The sequence below is a fragment of the Ramlibacter algicola genome (assembly GCF_016641735.1).
GTDB lineage: Bacteria > Pseudomonadota > Gammaproteobacteria > Burkholderiales > Burkholderiaceae_C > Ramlibacter > Ramlibacter algicola.
This window is the reverse complement of sequence record NZ_JAEDAO010000001.1, coordinates 1,391,182-1,409,227: the sequence shown is the minus strand read 5'-3', so window position 1 is coordinate 1,409,227 and position 18,046 is coordinate 1,391,182. Positions and strand designations below refer to the sequence as shown.

Below are 18,046 nucleotides of genomic sequence, written 5' to 3'. Positions count from 1 at the left end.
GCTTGGCCCCGCCGCTCGACCCCAACACGCCCGACATGGCCGAGACGGCCACGGCGAGTCCGCGCTGGTGGACGCCCGCGGCCTGGCTCTCGCCCAGGGACCTGCTGCGCGAGCCGCTGTACCGGCGCCTCTGGACCTCGGTCCTCATCAGCTCCTTCGGCGGCCAGATCACGATGCTGGCCTTGCCGCTCGCCGCGGCGGTGCTGCTGCATGCGACGCCGACCCAGATGGGGTGGCTCAGTGCGATGGAGCTCGCGCCCTTCGTGCTGTTCTCGCTGCCCGCGGGCGTGTGGCTCGATCGCATGCGCAAGCTGCCGGTGTACGTCGCCGGCGAAGGGATGATCGCGCTCGCTGTCGGCAGCATCCCGGCTGCGTGGGCACTCGGTTGGCTGTCGATGCCCTTCCTGTACGGGGTCGCTTTCCTGATCGGGTCGGTGTACGTGACTGCGGGCAGCGCCGCGCAGATCGTGCTGACGCAGATCGTGCCGCGCGAACGCCTAGTGGAGGCGCACGCGAAGAATGCCCTCGCCGGCTCGATCGCCGAAGTGGCGGGGCCCGGCGCGGCCGGCGCGCTGATCCGGATGGTGGGGGCGCCGTTCGCGCTGCTCGCCGACGCGGTGCTCCTGGTGGCCAGCGTGCTGATCCTGCGCGGGCTGAAGATCGAGGAGTCGCCGCACGCGCTGGTCAAGGGCGCGTTCCGCGCCGTGCTCGTCGAAGGCATGCGGTTTGTCGCCGGCCACAAGCTGCTGGTACTCCTGGCGGTGCTGGTCGGTAGCTGGCAGCTGTGCAACCACATGGCGATGGTGATGCAGGTGCTGTTCGCGACGCGCGAGCTGGGGCTGGACGAAGGCCAGCTGGGCCTGTGCTACATCGGGCTGGGCATCGGCACCATCAGCGCCGGCTTCTTTGGCGATCGCCTGTCATCCCGCCTGGGCGTGGGCCGCTGCCTGCTGCTCGGGATCTTCATGACCGGCATCGGCTGGATCCAGCTGGCGTTCGCGCCTGCCAACCGGTGGGGCGTCGCGAGCTTCGTGCTGATGCTCATGTGCTTCGGCGTGGGCGCGGTGCTGATCTTCATCAACTTCCTCGCGCTGCGGCAATCCGTGACGCCGCAGCCGCTGCTCGGCCGCATGACCAGCACCATGCGCTGGCTGATCCTGCTGCCCGCGCCGCTCGGCGCGCTGATCGGCGGCTGGCTGGGCGAGCACCTCGGCCTGCGCTACGCGCTCGCAGCCGGTGGTTTTGCGGCGCTCGCCGTCGCGGGCGTCGGGCTGGTCTTCACGCACCTGCGTGACGTCCGCCAGCTGCCTCAGCAGGCGCACTGAACACGCCTCGCGCGGGCGATAGCCACGCCTGGAGCCGGCCCGTCGAAGGCCTTCACCCGGACGCAGGAAGCGCGGAACGTCGCAGCAACCGCAGAGGAGTGGTTGGCGTCTCCCACAACTCTGCGTCTCGTGGTCGCGCGCCACAGGAGTAGGAAGCGATGGATCCCCGTCTCCGCGGGGATGACGAAGTCGGTGGCAGCGGTTCGGCAAGGTCCCTCGCACGTTGGCCGCCGCCAAAAAAAAATCCACCGCCGAAGCGGTGGATTCCTTGAGGCGTCTGGGTGACCCGCCGCAGCGGGTCACTCACCCGTTGCTTAGAACGAGTAGCGAGCGCCCAGCGTGAAGTAGCGGCCCACGGCACCAGCTTGGTGGTAGCCCTGGTTCCAGTTCACGCCGTAGGACAGCGGCAGGTACGCGTCGAACGGAGCCTTGCGGTCGAACAGGTTCTGGACACCGAAGTTCAGGTCCAGGCCCTTCATGACCGTCCACTTGCCGAAGATGTCGACGGTGGTGAACGACGGCAGCTTGCAGTTGTTGTACGGCTGGCCGGTCAGGTTGAACGCGCCGCACTGGCGGCTGCTGACGCCGTCCCAGTTCCACACGAGGCCGTTGCCGGCGTCGACGACGGTGCCGTCGCCTTCGTCTTCGGCTTCCTCACCGCGGTGGTCGACCAGCTTGATCTTGCCGACGTAGTTCACCGCGACGGTGCCCGAGAACGGACCCTGGTCGAGGCTGGCGGTCAGCGAGATGCGGTCACGCGGCGTGCCCGAGCCGGAGCTCTGGACAATCGGGCCGTGGGTGCCGGCGTACTCGACGGTCACGCCATCGCTGGTGCGACGGTAGTGGTTGACGTGGGTCCAGGACAGGCCCGTCGTCAGCTTGCCGTAGCTGCCCAGGTTCATGCGGTACTTGACGTCGAGGTCGACACCGTCCGTCATGGTGCGCGAGGCGTTGGTGAACGGCGCCGCGACCGCGACCTTCTGGCCGAGCGCGTCATAGATCACCAGCGAGCCAGGCAGGTTGCCCGCGACTTGCGAGTTCGGCGTGCCCGTGTTGGCACCACCGATCAGCGCCGGGTCGGCTTGCAGGATCTCGTCCTTGCGCTCGACGCGCCAGTAGTCGATCGTCGAGCTGAAGCCGGCGAACGGCTCGAGCACGAAGCCCATGGTGTAGCTCTTGGCCTTTTCCGGCTTGATGGCCGGGTTGCCCGCCGACAGGATGGCGATGTTGGTGAAGCCGAAGCTCGAACCACCGGTCTCGGCCGGGCCAGGCGCACGGAACGCTTCCGCGTACGTGCCACGGAAGGCCACCGAGTCGATCGGCTTGATCTTGAAGCCCACCTTCGGCGTGAAGGCGTTGCCGAAGTCGGAGTAGTGGTCACCACGGACGGCGCCGTTCAGTTCCACCATCTTCGACACGGGCGCGTTCACTTCCGCGAACATGGCCGACACGGTGCGGCCGGCCTTGAACGACGAGAAGCCCAGGCCGATCAGCTGGCCGTTGTTGGTGCCAGGGTAGTCGGGGGTGTTGGAGTTCTCGCGGCGTGCTTCGGCACCGACGGCGACGGCCAGGGGGCCGCCAGCCAGGTTGGCCAGTTCACGCGTCGCCTTGAAGTCGATCAGCGCCACGGAGCTGGTCGGCTTGATGCCCACCGCCGGAGCGACGGCGTTCAGCACGGCGTCGGTGTTGCGGCCACCGGGGCCGAGGATGCGGAACGTGCCGTTGTTCAGGCCAGCCTGGATGCCGTTGACGGTCGGGAAACCGGTGCGGGTCGTCTGCAGTTCGCTGCGGATGTAGCCGATCGCGGTGTCGTAGTCCCAGCCCAGCGCCGAGCCTTGCAGGCCGGTGATGAAGCGGCTGACCGTGTTCTCGGCTTCGATGTTGCGACCGTTGTAGTCGGTGAACAGGTAGTTGATCGCCACCGGCACGCCGAAACGGTTGTCCGGGTGGTTCGCCGGCATCGTCGGGTTCGGCTGCAGGAACGCGGGGTTGAACAGGTTGCCCGAGAACACCCGGCCACCGCCCACGGAGCCGGCGGTGCCGCTGGCCTTGGTGGTGGTGTTGAAGATGCCCAGCTCGGCGTAGCCCGTCATCGCCGGGGAGATTTCCAGCGTGCCGCGGGTGAAGAAGTTCAGGCGGTCGATCTGCGGCTGCACCTGCTGGTACACCAGCGGGTTGAAGTGGCAGCGGCCCGTGACCGGGTCCACCGGAGAGCAGTTGATGATGTTCTGGCGAACGCCACCGACGACGGCCGTGCCGTAGGGCGAGTTGGCCGTGGCCGAGGTCACGCCCAGGTAGCCGCGGGAAGCGCCGTTGGAGGTGTCCCAGAAGTTGTGGCTGCGCAGGTCGGATTCGCCGATGAAACCGCGGTCCTTGGACCAGATCTCCTGCTGCTTGGACGCTTCCAGCGACATGAAGACGTTGTAGCGGTCCTTGGACAGGTCGCCGATACCGATCGAGCCGAACGCGCGGACGGTCTTGCCGTCGCCGCGGCTGGACTGGCCGTAGGAGGCGCCGATCGCCTTGCCCACGTAGTTCTTGCGCAGGATGACGTTGACCACGCCACCGACCGCGTCCGCGCCGTAGATGGCGGAGGCGCCGTCCTTCAGCACTTCGATGCGGTCCACCGCCTCGAGGGGCAGCGAGTTCAGGTCGACGAAGTTGCGCTGGCCGTCATCGGCCAGGCCGTAGGTCGTCATGCGACGGCCGTTGACCAGCACCAGGGTGGAGTTCACGCCCAGGCCACGCAGCGACACCGCGGCGGAGCCGGAGGCGAAGCCGTTGGAGAAGGAGGTGGGGATCGAACCGAGGCCGTCGGCGGTGATGCCGCGCAGCACTTCCTGGATCGACTGGCGACCGGTCTTCTCGATGTCCTCGCGCGTCAGCACCTGGACGGGGGAAGCCGTCTCGGTGTCCGTGCGCTTGATGTTCGAGCCCGTGACCTCGACGCGTTGCAGGGATTGTTGCGCAAGGGTTTCCTGCGCGATGAACAGGGACGCAGTGCCGCAGAGCGCCGTGATAACGGCGCGTGCGACCTGGGTCCTTTGGAACACCGTGGTGCCGCTTTTCATGTTGACTCCAGACCGTTGACTGTTTGACCCGGCCGCCCCGATGGCGACGGCAGGCCGCTCGAATGGTGGGCGACGTGCAGTTGTGCCGAGCACTCCGCCTCCCGGCCAAGACTGTGACACAGCCGTGTCCGTGGGTCACTTGGGGAAAGGCGCCAACGCGCTTGTCTGTTGTCGAAATACATCAACGATCCGAACCTCCGGCGCACGCGCAAAAAAAAGCGGCTTCCCCAATGGGAAGCCGCTCTTGCGATGACGCGGCGCGAGCCGTCAGTTGATCTTGAAGTTGAACACTTGCGTTGCAATGATGTCGCCCGCGCCGGTCGATTGGCACTGGTACTGCATCATCGCCGAGCGCACCGAGTTGTGGTACGCGCGGGGGCCGGACAGCACCTGCACTTCGACCACCTTGCCGCCGCGGATGATGGCCTGCGCGGTCACTTCACCTTCGATGCCCTCGCGCAGCGCCTGGCGCGGGATCTCGGGCTTGACCTGCGTCGGGCAGACCACGCCGATCTCGGCCTTCGCCGGCCCGGGCGGGGCCGCCGGCGGCGGGGGCGGCGCGATCACCGGCGGGGCCGGCGGGGGCGCCTGCACCGACTCGATCACGGGCGCGGTGGTCGTCGGCGGAGTCACCTCCGGCGGCGGCACGAACGGCGGCGGCGGTGCCTTGGGCTGCTCGATCTGCTTGGGCGTCTCGATCTTCTTGGGCGGCGGCGGGGGCGGCGGCGGAGGCGGGATGATCACTTCCTGGATCACGGCCGCTTCGAGCGGCTTCTTGATGATCTCCAGCCCCTTGCGCGCCGTGCCCGTGATGAGGGCCCAGGCGATCAGGATGTGCAGCAGGATGACGATGCCGGTGCCGACCGCTCGGCGGCCGGGCGTGGACGCGCCGTAGCGGCGCTTGTCGTGGACGGTGGCGGTGGTCATTGGACGAACTGCTCGCTTCCGATCACGGCGACCTTGTTGAGGCCCTTGCGCTTGGTCGTGGACAGCACGTTGGCGAACACCGAGTACTGGCAGTCCTTGTTCGGGCGCAGGTGGATCTCGGGCTGCAGGCCCTGGGCCGACAGCTCGGACATCTTCTGGTCCAGTTCCGCCGCGGTGACCGGCAGGCCCTGCCAGTAGACCGTGCTGCGCTCGTCGATGTCGATCTGGATCTTCTCCGGCTTGATGTCGCTCTTCGGGGGCTGGCCGACGGGCAGCTCCAGGTTCACGGCGTGCAGCTGGATCGGGATCGTGATGATCAGCATCACCAGGAGCACCAGCATCACGTCGATCAGCGGCGTGGTGTTGATGTCCATCATCGGTTCCGGGTCGGCGTGCGTGGCGCGCAGGCTCCGGACCGGTTTCTTCTTGCCTAGCATGTGCGGCTTCTCCCTCAGCCGCCCAGCGGGGGCGGTTCGGTGATGAAGGCGACCTTCGTCACGCCGGCGCGCTGGCAGGCGTAGAGGATCTTGCCGACACCGGTGTACTTGCCGTCCTTGTCGCCGCGGATGTGCACCTCGGGCTGAGGCTTCATGGTCGCGACCTTCTTCAGGCGCCCGACGAGGTTCTCGACGTCGGGAACCCTGCTGTCGTACCAGAAGATGTTGCCCGCGTTGTCCACCGAGATCACGATGTTCTCGGGCTTGGTCTCGCGCACCTCCACGCGCTCCTTGGGGAGCTGCACGGGGATGGACGTGGTGACCACGGGAATGGTGATCAGGAAGATGATCAGCAGCACCAGCATCACGTCCACGAGGGGCGTGGTGTTGATGGCGGAAATGACGTCGTCGTCGTCGTCCGACGACCCAACTGCCATGGCCATGGGAATGCTCCCTTACAGGCCGGCGATCAGGCGCGACCCGCCGAACCGACGATCACGGCGTTCAGTTCGCCGCTGAATTCGCGCACTTCATCCATGATGGCCTTGTTGCGGCGAGCAAGCCAGTTGTAGGCCAGCACCGCCGGGATCGCCACGGCCAGGCCGATGGCCGTCATGATCAGCGCTTCGCCCACGGGGCCGGCCACCTTGTCGATGGACGCCTGGCCGGAGATGCCGATGGCGGTCAGCGCGTGATAGATGCCCCACACCGTGCCGAACAGGCCCACGAAAGGGGACGTCGAGCCGACGGTCGCCAGGAACGCCAGGCCCTTCTGGGTGCTGGCCTGGACGCGGTCGACGGCGCCCTGCACGTTCATGGAGATCCAGTCTTCCATCGGGATGTGCTTCTTCAGGCCCGCGTGGTCCTCGGTGGCGCTGACGCCCGAATCGGCGATGAAGCGGTAGGCGCTGTTCTTCTCCAGCGAGTTGACGCCGTCACGCAGCGTGCCCTGCTGCCAGAACTTGGTCTGGGCGGTGCGGGCCGCGCGGTTCAGGCGGGTCTGCTCGAGGAGCTTGGTCACCAGGATGTACCAGCTGCCCGCGGACATGATGGCCAGCAGGATCAGCACCGAACGGGCGACGATGTCGGAACCCTTCCAGAGCGCTTCGATGCCGTATGGGTTGTCGAGGGCTTCAGCGCTCTTGGCGGCGGGCTGGCCCGACGCGGGGGCGACGGCGGCGGAAGCGGCGGCCGGGGCGGCACTGGCTTCCGGCGCGGCACCGGAGGCGGCCGCAGCGGCGGGTGCCGTTTGCGCTTGCGCTTGCGCGATCGGGGCACCGAGGGTTGAGAGCGCCAGCGTCGCGGCGGCTACGAGGATGCGCAGGGAAACGGACCGCAAAATCTTTCCTTTGTGAACTCTGTAGGGAGTGGCTCCGTCCGGTGGGGCGGGGCTGCCATCCAGCCACTGTTGTGCAGCGCAGGACAACCCGCGAGTATAGAGTTTCGGACCCCCCGGTCCGGGCGCGCGGCAAGCCGCGGGTCGGGAATGCTGATCCGTGGAAACCCGTAGGCAATGCGGTCAGCGGCATCAGTCGATGCGATCGATGCATGAAATTTCGCCGATCGCCGCGCGGCGTCGCAGGCTGTTGCGCGCAACGCTCGCGACGCGCTCCAGCCGGCGGACCGGCACCGCACTGGAGAGCTCTCCCTAATCGAAGAACGACGCGCCGGGCCGCTCCGCCTCGTACACGTGGTAGTGCGTGCGGTGCATGCCCAGCGATTCGTAGGTCGCCTGCGCACGCACGTTCTCCCGCTCCACGTACAGGCGCAACCCGCACACGCCGGGGTCCGCGAGCGCGAGCGACGACACGTGCGCGTACAGCGCGCGGAACACGCCTTGCCGGCGCGCCTCGGGCCGCACGTACACGCTCTGGATCCACCAGAACAGGCCGTCGCGCCAGTCGCTCCACTCGTAGGTCACCATGAGGGAGCCGACCACTTCGCCGGCACGCTCGGCCACCAGGTAGAAGCCGAGCGCGGGTTCGGCGAGCAGCCGCCGCACGCCGGCCAGCGAGCGCTCGTCCTGCAGCCGACGCCCTTCGGTTTCCAGCGCCATCGCGCGGTTGAACGAGGTGATCACGTCGAGGTCGCGCGGCTCGCCGCGTCGCAAGCGCAGCTCGGTGGAAGCATGGGATTCGGGCATGCGCCCGAGTATCGACGAGGCCGCGGACGGCCTAGTTCCTGGTGGCGGTGCGCCGCGCGGCGCGCCGCTGCGGCGCGGCCGACGCGTCGTCCTCGCGCGCGGGCTGCACGGTGATGGGCCGCACGGACGGCGACAGCGAGCGGCCGCCGCTGGTGACGTAGTCGCGGATCAGGTGCCGCAGCACCTGCGACGGCGTCATGTCGTTGGCGTGGCAGGCCTGCTCGAACGCCTGCTTCCTCGACGGGTCGAGCAGCACGGTCAGGCGGGCGGTCTTGAGCTGGGGTACCGGGGGCACGCCGCGATGCTAATCAAATCGGGGGCGAACCTGATCGTCCGGAGGCAGGAGGCTAGGTGCGCCGCGACGGGCGTTTCCTCGGCGCGGGCGGATCGGCACGCACGCCGTGCGCGGCCAGGTGGCCCTTGATGAGCTGGCGCATCAGCTGCGACGGAGTGATGTCCTGGGATTCGCAGAGGCGCTCGAACGACTGCTTCAGCTGCGGGTCGAGCAGGAACGTGAAGCGTGCTGGAGGGTTCGGCATGGCGTGTGCGGGAGGGTAATAACATTGTAATGATCGAACTCTGCCGTGCAAGGCGCCGGCACGTTGTCCGCACATCGCGCCGTGCATCGCGAAGGCCATGTGTCCCGGCGCACCTAGACTCGGGGCATGCATGCACGCAAGACGGCCCTGATCACCGGTTCGGCCACCGGCGTCGGCGCGGCGACCGCGCTCGGACTCGCACGCCGCGGCTGGGACGTGCTCGTCAACTACTCGCGCAGCGAGGATGAAGCACAAGCCACCGCGGCGGCCTGCCGCGAAGCCGGCGCCGACGCACTCGTGGTGCGCGGCGACGTTGCCGCCGACGCCGACTGCCGCGCCCTCGTCGACGCCGCCATCGGCCGCTGGGGACGCCTCGACGGCCTCGTGAACAACGCCGGCACGTCCGTGTTCGGCGACCAGGCACGCTGGGACGCGCTCGATGCCGAGACCTTCCAGCGCATCCTCGGCGTGAACACCTGGGGCGCCTTCCAGATGGTGCGCGCCGCCGCGCCGCATCTCAAGGTGAGCCGCGGCTCGATCGTGAACGTCTCATCGGTGGCGGGCGCGCTGGGCATCGGGTCGTCGGTGCCCTACATCGCATCCAAGGGCGCGCTCAACGCGATGACGCTGCACCTGGCCCGCCAGCTCGCACCGGACATCCGCGTCAATGCCGTGTGCCCGGGTCTGATCACGTCGCGGTGGTTCGCCCGTGGCGTCGGCGAAGAAGCAGCAGCGAAGGTCCGCACGGCCTACGAGGCGGACGTGCCGCTGCAGAACTCGTGCACGCCCGAGGACGTGGCCGAAGCGATCGTGTGGCTCGCCGATGGTGCCCGCACCGTGACCGGCGAGCTCGTGCTGCTGGACAGCGGCACCCACCTGGGCCGCGCCGCGCGCCGCTGAACGCATGCGGCTGGACGAAGCATTGCGCGGCTCGATCCGCGAGCGGCTCGCCGCATGGCCCCTGCAACGCATCGCGCATGGCGAGCACCGCCATGCCGCGGTGGCCGTCGCCTTGTGCGAGGAAGGCACCGGCGCGGCGCTGGCCGGTGTGCGCGCACCGGCGACGTGGAGCACCGACGCCGCCCTGCTGCTCACCCGCCGCGGCGCGGGTCTCGCGCGCCACGCCGGCCAGTGGGCGTTGCCCGGCGGCCGTGTCGACGAAGGCGAGACCGCGGTCGAAGCGGCGTTGCGGGAATTGCAGGAGGAGGTCGGCCTGCAACTCACGCGCGACGACGTGCTCGGTGAACTGGACGACTACGCGACGCGCTCGGGCTTCCTGATCTCGCCGGTGGTGGTGTGGGCCGGGGAGGCGCGCGGCCTCGTGCCGCAGGACGGCGAAGTCGCCAGCATCCACCGCATCCCGGTCGACGAATTCATGCGCACCGACGCGCCGATGCTGGAGCCGTCCGATGCCGGCGAGCATCCGGTGCTGCGCATGCCGGTCGGCCAGGGATGGATCGCGGCACCGACGGCCGCGGTGCTGTACCAGTTCCGCGAGGTGTGCATCGCCGGCCGCGCGACGCGCGTGGCGCACTTCGACCAGCCGCCGTTCGCGCGGCGTTAGGAGCCTGCTCCTAGCCGCGCCGCAGCGCCGCGGCTTCGGAGGCAAGCCGCGTGATCTCGTCCCAGCGCCCCGCGCGCACCAGCTCCGGGGGCGCGATCCACGACCCGCCGACGCACGCCACGTTCGGCAGCGCGAGGAACTCGGGCGCATTCCCCGCATGGATGCCGCCGGTAGGGCAGAAGCGCACGTCGTGGAACGGACCCGCGAAGGCCTTGAGCATCGCCAGGCCGCCGGCCTGCACGGCCGGGAAGAACTTCAGCTCCTTGTAGCCGCCGTCGAGCGCGGCCATCACCTCGCTGCCGGTCGCCACGCCGGGCAGCAACGGCAACCCCGCTTCGCGGCAGGTCTCGCCCACCGATCGCGTGTAGCCCGGGCTGACGGCGAAACGCGCTCCCGCCTTGATGGCGGCGTGCGCGTCGGCGGCATTGCGCACGGTGCCCGCGCCGGGCACGGCATCGGGCACGTCGCTCGCGATCGCGCGGATGCAATCCAGCGCCTCCGGCGTGCGCAACGTCACCTCCAGCATGCGGATGCCGCCGGCGACGAGCGCGCGTGCCAGCGGCACTGCATGCGCCACGTCGTCGAGGACGATGACCGGGATCACCGGTGCATCGCGCATCACGTCCAGCGCGGACAGCGCCGCGCCCCGGTTCACAGCCATGTGCAAGCCCCCTGCTCCGCTTCGGCGGCATTGCGGCGGAACGCCGCGAACAGCTCGCGGCCCAGCCCCATGCCGTTGTCCTCCGCCTGCGACGCCGGCAGGCGGGCATGCTCGCGACGGATCCAGTCCTCGTGCGGCACGAGCACCTCGAGCCGCCCCGCTTCCGCGTCGAGCCGCACGACGTCGCCGTCGCGCAGCAGGCCGAGCGGACCGCCGGCGGCCGCTTCCGGCGAGACGTGGATCGCCGCCGGCACCTTGCCCGACGCGCCGCTCATGCGGCCGTCGGTGACCAGCGCGACGCGGTAGCCCTTGTTCTGCAGCACCGACAGCGACGGCGTCAGCTTGTGCAGTTCCGGCATGCCGTTGGCCTGCGGCCCCTGGAAGCGCACGACGCACACCAGGCCGTTGCTGCCGTTGGAGCGGCAGGCCTCCTCCAGCTCACCGGCCTGGAAGGCGCGCAGCAGCGCATCCTGCGTGTCGAAGATGCGTGCCGGCGCCTCGACCAGGTGCCGGTCCTGCGGCACCGCGGAGATCTTGATCACGCTGCGCCCCAGTTGCCCGGTCAGCAGCTTGAGGCCGCCCGTGACGCTGAAAGGCTGCGCCGCAGGTCGAAGCACTGATTCGTCGCGCGACGCGCCCGTGTCGCGCCACTGCAAGCCGTTGTCGTTCACCGGCACGCGCGTGTACTCGCGCAACCCGCCTTCACGCACCGTGAGCACGTCGTCGTGCATCAGCCCGGCGCCGAGCAGTTCGCGGATCACGTAACCAGGCCCGCCCGCGGCCTGGAACGCGTTCACGTCCGCCTGCCCGTTCGGGTACACGCGCGCGACCAGCGGCACGACCGAGGACAGCTCGGCGAAGTCGTCCCAGTCGATGGCGATGCCGGCGGCGCGCGCGACCGCGACCCAGTGGATCAAGTGGTTGGTGGACCCGCCTGTGGCGAGCAGAGCCGCCATCGCGTTGACGATGCAGCGCTCGTCCACCTGCCGGCCGATCGGCGTGAAGCGGCGCGTCTTGACGTTGCCCAGCAGCGTGCGCACCGCCTCGCGCGTGAGCGCCTCGCGCAGGCCGTCCTGCGGCTGGATGAATGCGGCGCCCGGCACGTGCAGGCCCATCGCCTCCATCAGCATCTGGTTGCTGTTGGCCGTGCCGTAGAAGGTGCAGGTGCCGACCGTGTGGTACGCCTTCTGCTCCGCCTCCATCAGCTCGGCGCGGCCGACCTGGCCCTGCGCCGCGAGCTCGCGCACCTTGGCCTTCTCGGTGTTGGACAAGCCGCTGGGCATGGGGCCGCCGGGCACGAACACCATCGGCAGGTGGCCGAACTGCAGCGCGCCGATCAGCAGGCCGGGCACGATCTTGTCGCAGATGCCCAGCAGCAGCGCGCCGTCGAACACGTCGTGGCTCAGCGCCACCGCCGTCGCCATCGCGATGACGTCGCGCGAGAAGAGCGACAGGTCCATCGCCGGCGTGCCTTGCGTGACGCCGTCGCACATCGCGGGCACGCCGCCGGCAACCTGCGCCGTCGCGCCGTGCCGGCGCGCCTCGTCCTTGAGCACGTCCGGGAAGCCGGCGTACGGCGCGTGCGCCGACAGCATGTCGTTGTAGGCGGTGACGATGCCGAGGTTGGGCGCGCGTTCGGTGATGACCTTGAAGCGCGCGTCCTGCGGCATCGACGCGAACGCATGGGCCACGTTGGCGCAGCCCAGCCGGTCGCTGCCGCGGTCCCGGCCCGCCATGCGCTCGACCAGTTGCAGGTAGCGGGCGCGCGACGGCGCGCTTTTTTCGCGGATGCGGTCGGTGACCCGGGCCACCACGGGATGCAGGGACATGCTGTTGCACTGAAGCGATGGGATCGGGGCATCCTACCTGCAAGGTCCTGCCGCGTTGGCCGCGTGGTGACCACCCGTGACGCGCCCGCCCGTGCAACGCTACAGTTTCGCCATGGACATCGCGGTGACGCCGGTGCGCGACCCGGCGCCGATGCTGGAGAAGGTGCTGGCCGACTGGGGCGGGCACGAGGACCTCTGGGTCTTCGGCTACGGCTCGCTGATCTGGAAGCCCGAGTTCGACTATGCCGAGCGCCGCCCGGCGCGCGTCAACGGCTGGCACCGCGCACTCAAGATGTGGAGCCGCGTCAACCGCGGCACGCCCGACTGCCCGGGCCTCGTGCTGGGCCTGCTCACGGGTGGCAGTTGCCAGGGCATGGTGTTCCGCATCCCGAAGGCTTCGGCGCCCGAAGTGCTGGTGCGCCTGTGGGCACGCGAGATGGTGACCGGCGTGTACGACCCGCGCTGGCTCACCTGCCACACGCCGCACGGCCCCATCAACGCCCTCGCCTTCACGCTCTCGCGCAAGAGCCCCAACCACACCGGCGTGCTCACGCCCGACGAGTACCGCCGGATCTTCAGCGACGCGTGCGGCCGCTACGGCACCACGCTGGACTACGCGCAGCGCACGTTCGAGGAGCTGGGGCGCCACGGCATCCACGACCGGCATCTCGAGCGCCTGCTGCGCATCGCGCGCGGCCACTGACGGGCTGGCACGCGGGCGCCGGCGCGCCTACAGTGCGGACTCTCACCCTCGGGAGACCCGCATGAAGACGACCTGCTCCATCGCCCTGCTCGGCGCCGCGCTGCTCGCGGCCTGCGCCACCACGCCGTCCGGCCCGGCGGCCACCGCCTCGCTCGCGCCCACCACCGGCAATGCCACCGCCGGCCAGGTGCGGTTCCAGCAGGCCGGCGCCAAGGTGCGCGTGAGCGGCGAGGTGCGCGGCCTCAAGCCGAACGCGGTGCATGGCTTCCACGTGCACGAGAAAGGCGACTGCTCCAGCGGCGACGGCATGAGCGCCGGCGGCCACTTCAATCCCGCCGGCGCGCCGCACGGCCAGCACGGCATGGGACCGGCGCATGCCGGCGACCTGCAGTCGCTGCAGGCCGACGCGAATGGCGTCGCGAAGTTCAGCTTCGAGAGCAGCGCGATCTCGGTCGGCGGCGGCGCCAACGACGTCGTCGGCCGCGGGCTGATCGTCCACCGCGACCCGGACGACTACAAGACGCAGCCGACCGGCAACGCCGGGCCGCGCCTGGCCTGCGCGGTGGTGACGAAAGCGTGAATCTCGCGGCATCGCTCGCGCGCATCGCGCGCCTCGACCCACGGCGTCCGGCCCTGTACGAGGGCGAGCGCCTGCTGTGGACCTATGGACAACTGGCCGACCGCGTGCAGCGGCTGGCGGGCGCGCTGCGCGCCGCCGGCCTGGAGCCGGGGGACCGCGTCGCGCTGTTCCTGCGCAACCACCCTGCCTATCTCGAGTTGCTCTACGGCTGCTGGTGGGCCGGGCTGGCCGTGGTGCCGATGAACGCCAAGCTGCACGTGCGCGAGGCGGACTGGATTGCGTCGCACGCGCAGGCTTCGTGGGCCTTCGTCACCTCCGATATCGGCGCGGGCTCCGCGGGCGCACCTCGCGTCGTCGACGTCGACACGCAGGAATACGCGCACCTGTTCGACGCGGCACCGCTGGACATGGAGCACCGCGGCCCCGACGACCTGGCGTGGTTGTTCTACACGAGCGGCACGACCGGCAAGCCCAAGGGCGTGATGCTGTCGCACCGCAACCTGCTGGCGATGGCACTCGGCTACTTCGTCGACGTCGATGCGGTCACCGCTACCGACGCCATCGTGTACGCGGCGCCGATGTCGCACGGCAACGGCCTCTACGCGCTGCCGCACATGCTGGCGGGTGCGCGCCACGTGGTGCCCGCCTCGGGCGGCTTCGATCCCGCCGAGCTGTTCACGCTCGGGCGTGCGATCGGGCCGCTGTCCACCTTCGCCGCGCCGACCATCGTCAAGCGCCTGGTCGACCACGCCGAAGCGCAAGGTCTTGGCGGCGAGGCCTTCAAGACCATCGTGTACGGCGGCGCCCCGATGTACGAACAGGACATCCGCCGCGCGCTGCGCGTCATGGGCCCGCGCTTCGTGCAGATCTACGGCCAGGGCGAGACGCCGATGACGGCCACCGTGCTGCCGCGCGCGCACTTGCTCGACACCGCGCACCCGCGCCATGCGCATCGCCTGGCCTCCGTTGGCTACGCGCAATCGCCGGTCGAAGTGCGCGTGGCGGACGCCGACGGCCGCACGCTGCCATTGGGCGACACCGGCGAAGTGCTCGTGCGCGGCGACACCGTGATGCTGGGCTACTGGCGCGATGCGGAAGCGACCTCCCGCGCGATCCGCGGCGGCTGGCTGTCCACGGGCGACCTGGGCAGCCTGGACGAAGACGGCTTCCTCACGCTGCGCGACCGCAGCAAGGACCTGGTGATCAGCGGCGGTTCCAACATCTACCCGCGCGAAGTCGAGGAGGTGCTGCTGCTCGCGCCCGGCGTCGCCGAAGTCGCCGTCGTCGGGGCGCCCGATCCAGAATGGGGCGAAGTGGTGGTCGCATTCGTCGTGCCCCGCCCGGGCATGCAGGTCGACAAGGGCGCGCTCGACGAGGTCTGCCTGCAACACATCGGCCGCTTCAAGCGACCCAAGCGCTACGTCGTCGTCGACGCGCTGCCGAAGAACAACTACGGCAAGGTGCTCAAGACCGCGCTGCGCGAACAGCTGCGCGCGGAAACGGCCAGCTAGCGACGCGAAGCGAGCAGCCGCTCGGCTTCGCGCAGCGCGTCGACGGTGTCGACGTCGACCGCGATGCCCGGGTCGTCCACGGCGAGCAGCAAGGGCGTGTGCGAACGCACGATGGCAGCAGCGCCTTGGGGACCCGACAAGGCGGCGAGTTCCTCGCCACAGGTCACAGCAAAACCCACCGGATGGCCCCGCTCGCCGCGCCAGGTGGGGACCACGACGGTCGAATCCGACAGCGCCTGCGCGACGGCGCGCAGCGTCTCGGGCAACACGAGCGGCAGGTCGCCCGGCAACACGAGCCATCCGCCCGCATTGCGCGTTGCTTGGACCGCGGCGGCGATCGAATCGCCCATGCCGGGGTGGCCCGCATCCTCGACGTGGAACGGCAGCCCGCTGGCGCGCACCGCCTCCAGCGTGTGCTCGAGCACGGGCCGCCCCGCGAGCAGCGCCTGCAGCTTGTTGAGCGTGCCGCCCGAGGCGACGAAGCGCTCTCCGCGCCCCGAGGCGAGCACGAGCACGACCGGCATCAGGCGGCGCGCGGGAACGGCAACTCGCGCGGCGCCGGCTTGCCGCTGGCGCGCGCGATGGCATTGGCGAACGCCGGCGCGAGCGGCGGCAGGCCCGGTTCACCGATGCCGGTGGGCGGATCGGCGCTGGGCACGATGTGCACGGCGATCTTCGGCATGTCCGGCATGCGCGGCACCGCGTAGTCGCCGAAGTTCGATTGCTCGACGACACCGTCCTTCAGCGTGATCGCGTGCCCCGGCAGGCAGGTGGCGAGCCCCATGAGCGCCGCGCCCTGGATCTGCGCGTCCACCGACAGCGGGTTGACGGCCAGGTTGCAATGCACGCCCGCGGTGGCGGCATGCAGTTTCGGCACGCCCTTGTCCAGCGATGCCTCGACGACGTACGCCACAACGGTCCCGAACGACTCGTGCACCGCCACGCCCCATTGCCGACCCGGCGCGAGCTGGCGCTTGCCGTAGCCCGACTTGTCGACAGCGAGCTTCAGTGCCGCTTCGTGGCGCGGGTGCTTGCCTGCCATCAGCTTCAGTCGGTAGGCGACCGGGTCCTGCTGCGTCGCGCGCGCGACCTCGTCGACCAGCGTCTCCATCACGTAGGCCGTGTGCGTCGAGCCCACGCTGCGCCACCACAGCACCGGCACGTTCACGTCGGGATGGTGGACCGCCAGGCGCATCGGCACGTCGTACGGCTCCTTCATGCCCTCGACCATCGTCGCGTCGACGCCGTCCTTCACCATGAAGTCCTCGAACGGCGATCCCTTCAGGATCGACTGGCCCACGATCACGTGGTCCCACGCGAGGATGTTGCCCTTGTCGTCGAAGCCGATCTCGGCGCGGTGCAGGTGCAGCGGGCGGTAGTAGCCGCCCTTGATGTCGTCCTCGCGGCTCCACAGCGTGCGCACCGGGCCGGACAGCCCCGCGGCGCGCGCCGCCTTCGCGACCTGGCAGGCCTCGACGACGTAGTCGCTGGTGGGGATGGCGCGCCGGCCGAAGCCGCCGCCGGCCATCTGCGTGTTCACCTTGACGGCCGTCGGGGCGACGCCCAGCGTCTTCGCCGCGGCCTGGGCATCCAGGCCCGGCATCTGGGTGCCGGCCCAGAGCTCCGCCGTCTTGCCGTCGAAGGCCACCGTGCAATTGAGCGGCTCCATCGGGGCGTGCGCGAGGTAGGGGAAGCTGAACTCGGCGCTCAGCTTGCGCGGCGCGGACGCGAGCCGCGCGACGTCGGCCTGGTACTTCAGCTTGCCCGGCTGCTTCGCGAGTTCGCGGTACTGCGCGAGCAGTTGCGCCGAGTCCGCCTTGGCGACGCCGGTGGTGTCCCACTCGAGCTTCAGCGCTTCGCGCGCCTGCCTGGCCGGCCAGTAGCCGTCGGCGATCACCGCGACGCCTTCGCCGCCGCGATCGACCGGCACGCGCACGACCGCCTTGACGCCGCGAACCGCGCGCGCGGCCTGGTCGTCGACGCTCTTCAGTTTCGCGCCGAACACCGGCGGCCGCGCGACGACCGCGGTGAGCATGTCGGGCAGGCGCACGTCGATGCCGAACGCCTGCTGGCCCGTGGACTTCGCACGCGCGTCCAGGCGCCCCGTCGGCTTGCCGATCAGGCGGAATTGCTTCGGGTCCTTCAGCGTGACCATCTGTGGCACGGTCTCGCGCATCGCCGCTTCGGCCAGCTCGCCGTACGTGGCGCGCCGTCCGCCCGGGCCGGTCACGGCACCGGCTTGCGTACGCAGCTGCGCGACATCGGCGTTCCACTGCCTGGCAGCCGCCGTGACGAGCATCGCGCGCGTGCGCGCACCGAGTTCGCGGTACTGCACGTAGGAGTTGTGGATCGAATTCGATCCGCCGGTCAGGTGCATGCCGACCGTCGGGTCGACATACGCCGCGTCGGCGCTGCCCGCGACGGCGCGCACCTTCGACCAGTCGGCATCCAGTTCCTCGGCCAGCACCATGGCCAGGCCGGTCTGCACGCCCTGGCCGAACTCGAGCCGGTTGACGGTGACGGTCGTGGTGCCGTCGCGATCGATACGCACGAAAGCGGCCGGCTGCTGGAAGGGCTTGAGCGTGTCCTGCGCACAGGCAGCGACGGGAAACATCCCGAGCGCGAAGCCGGACACGGCCGAGAGCTTGAGGAAGTCGCGGCGCTCCAGCGTGGCGGGGGCGGCGCCCGCGAAGTGGCGGGCCAGGACCTTGGGCAGGCGGCCTGCGGTGGCGGGATCGAAGTGCATCGTGCGCTCC

18 protein-coding genes are annotated in these 18,046 nt (G+C 69.9%); 6 read left to right on the top strand and 12 right to left on the bottom strand.

Features of this window, described 5'->3' with window-relative positions:
• Positions 1-2 precede the first annotated feature (2 nt).
• On the top strand, positions 3-1,325 hold the full coding sequence (locus I8E28_RS06880) for an MFS transporter (protein WP_239027197.1): 1,323 nt from the start codon (positions 3-5) through the stop codon (positions 1,323-1,325).
• Between the two features lie 314 nt (positions 1,326-1,639).
• Here I8E28_RS06880 and I8E28_RS06875 read toward each other — a convergent pair whose 3' ends face one another.
• The 8 genes from I8E28_RS06875 to I8E28_RS06840 form a co-directional block, all read right to left on the bottom strand.
• Positions 1,640-4,396 (bottom strand): TonB-dependent receptor plug domain-containing protein, encoded by a 2,757-nt coding sequence (locus I8E28_RS06875; protein WP_200787250.1) that lies wholly within the window; start codon positions 4,394-4,396, stop codon positions 1,640-1,642.
• A 267-nt stretch (positions 4,397-4,663) separates the two neighbouring features.
• Complete coding sequence (locus I8E28_RS06870; protein WP_200787249.1) at positions 4,664-5,323, bottom strand: energy transducer TonB; 660 nt, start codon at positions 5,321-5,323, stop codon at positions 4,664-4,666.
• Positions 5,320-5,760, bottom strand: coding sequence for an ExbD/TolR family protein (locus tag I8E28_RS06865; RefSeq protein ID WP_200787248.1), 441 nt, complete (start codon positions 5,758-5,760; stop codon positions 5,320-5,322). Before I8E28_RS06865 ends, I8E28_RS06870 begins: the two co-directional genes overlap by 4 nt.
• Positions 5,761-5,774: 14 nt before the next feature.
• A complete protein-coding gene (locus I8E28_RS06860) occupies positions 5,775-6,203 on the bottom strand; it encodes an ExbD/TolR family protein (protein ID WP_200787247.1) in 429 nt (142 codons plus the stop codon).
• Positions 6,204-6,229: 26 nt separating this feature from the next.
• A complete protein-coding gene (locus I8E28_RS06855) occupies positions 6,230-7,099 on the bottom strand; it encodes a MotA/TolQ/ExbB proton channel family protein (protein ID WP_200787246.1) in 870 nt (289 codons plus the stop codon).
• Between the two features lie 309 nt (positions 7,100-7,408).
• A complete protein-coding gene (locus I8E28_RS06850; protein WP_200787245.1) occupies positions 7,409-7,903 on the bottom strand; it encodes a GNAT family N-acetyltransferase in 495 nt (164 codons plus the stop codon).
• Between the two features lie 31 nt (positions 7,904-7,934).
• Positions 7,935-8,198, bottom strand: coding sequence for a ribbon-helix-helix domain-containing protein (locus I8E28_RS06845; protein WP_200787244.1), 264 nt, complete (start codon positions 8,196-8,198; stop codon positions 7,935-7,937).
• A gap of 52 nt (positions 8,199-8,250) precedes the next feature.
• On the bottom strand, positions 8,251-8,442 hold the full coding sequence (locus tag I8E28_RS06840; protein ID WP_200787243.1) for a CopG family transcriptional regulator: 192 nt from the start codon (positions 8,440-8,442) through the stop codon (positions 8,251-8,253).
• 126 nt (positions 8,443-8,568) lie between these two features.
• Here I8E28_RS06840 and I8E28_RS06835 point away from each other — a divergent pair, with 126 nt between their 5' ends.
• Positions 8,569-9,342 (top strand): SDR family NAD(P)-dependent oxidoreductase, encoded by a 774-nt coding sequence (locus I8E28_RS06835; protein ID WP_200787242.1) that lies wholly within the window; start codon positions 8,569-8,571, stop codon positions 9,340-9,342.
• A gap of 4 nt (positions 9,343-9,346) precedes the next feature.
• Complete coding sequence (locus I8E28_RS06830; RefSeq protein ID WP_200787241.1) at positions 9,347-10,006, top strand: NUDIX hydrolase; 660 nt, start codon at positions 9,347-9,349, stop codon at positions 10,004-10,006.
• Positions 10,007-10,016: 10 nt separating this feature from the next.
• Here I8E28_RS06830 and eda read toward each other — a convergent pair whose 3' ends face one another.
• Complete coding sequence (gene eda / locus I8E28_RS06825) at positions 10,017-10,667, bottom strand: bifunctional 4-hydroxy-2-oxoglutarate aldolase/2-dehydro-3-deoxy-phosphogluconate aldolase (RefSeq protein WP_200787240.1); 651 nt, start codon at positions 10,665-10,667, stop codon at positions 10,017-10,019.
• On the bottom strand, positions 10,658-12,496 hold the full coding sequence (gene edd, locus I8E28_RS06820) for a phosphogluconate dehydratase (RefSeq protein WP_200787239.1): 1,839 nt from the start codon (positions 12,494-12,496) through the stop codon (positions 10,658-10,660). The genes eda and edd overlap by 10 nt, the downstream gene beginning before the upstream one ends.
• A 112-nt stretch (positions 12,497-12,608) precedes the next feature.
• On the opposite strand from edd, the gene I8E28_RS06815 reads away from it, so the two are divergent.
• The 3 genes from I8E28_RS06815 (at position 12,609) to I8E28_RS06805 (ending at position 15,290) form a co-directional block, all read left to right on the top strand.
• Positions 12,609-13,199 (top strand): gamma-glutamylcyclotransferase, encoded by a 591-nt coding sequence (locus tag I8E28_RS06815; RefSeq protein WP_239027196.1) that lies wholly within the window; start codon positions 12,609-12,611, stop codon positions 13,197-13,199.
• Between the two features lie 61 nt (positions 13,200-13,260).
• On the top strand, positions 13,261-13,779 hold the full coding sequence (locus I8E28_RS06810; protein WP_200787238.1) for a superoxide dismutase family protein: 519 nt from the start codon (positions 13,261-13,263) through the stop codon (positions 13,777-13,779).
• On the top strand, positions 13,776-15,290 hold the full coding sequence (locus tag I8E28_RS06805) for an AMP-binding protein (RefSeq protein WP_200787237.1): 1,515 nt from the start codon (positions 13,776-13,778) through the stop codon (positions 15,288-15,290). Before I8E28_RS06810 ends, I8E28_RS06805 begins: the two co-directional genes overlap by 4 nt.
• On the opposite strand, the gene I8E28_RS06800 is transcribed toward I8E28_RS06805, so the two are convergent.
• Both I8E28_RS06800 and I8E28_RS06795 read right to left on the bottom strand, forming a co-directional pair.
• Complete coding sequence (locus I8E28_RS06800; protein WP_200787236.1) at positions 15,287-15,814, bottom strand: nucleotidyltransferase family protein; 528 nt, start codon at positions 15,812-15,814, stop codon at positions 15,287-15,289. The two genes, I8E28_RS06805 and I8E28_RS06800, sit on opposite strands and share 4 nt — an antisense overlap.
• Positions 15,814-18,036: a xanthine dehydrogenase family protein molybdopterin-binding subunit gene (locus tag I8E28_RS06795; protein WP_200787235.1), complete on the bottom strand. Its 2,223-nt coding sequence runs from the start codon at positions 18,034-18,036 to the stop codon at positions 15,814-15,816. The genes I8E28_RS06800 and I8E28_RS06795 overlap by 1 nt, the downstream gene beginning before the upstream one ends.
• Positions 18,037-18,046: the final 10 nt, after the last annotated feature.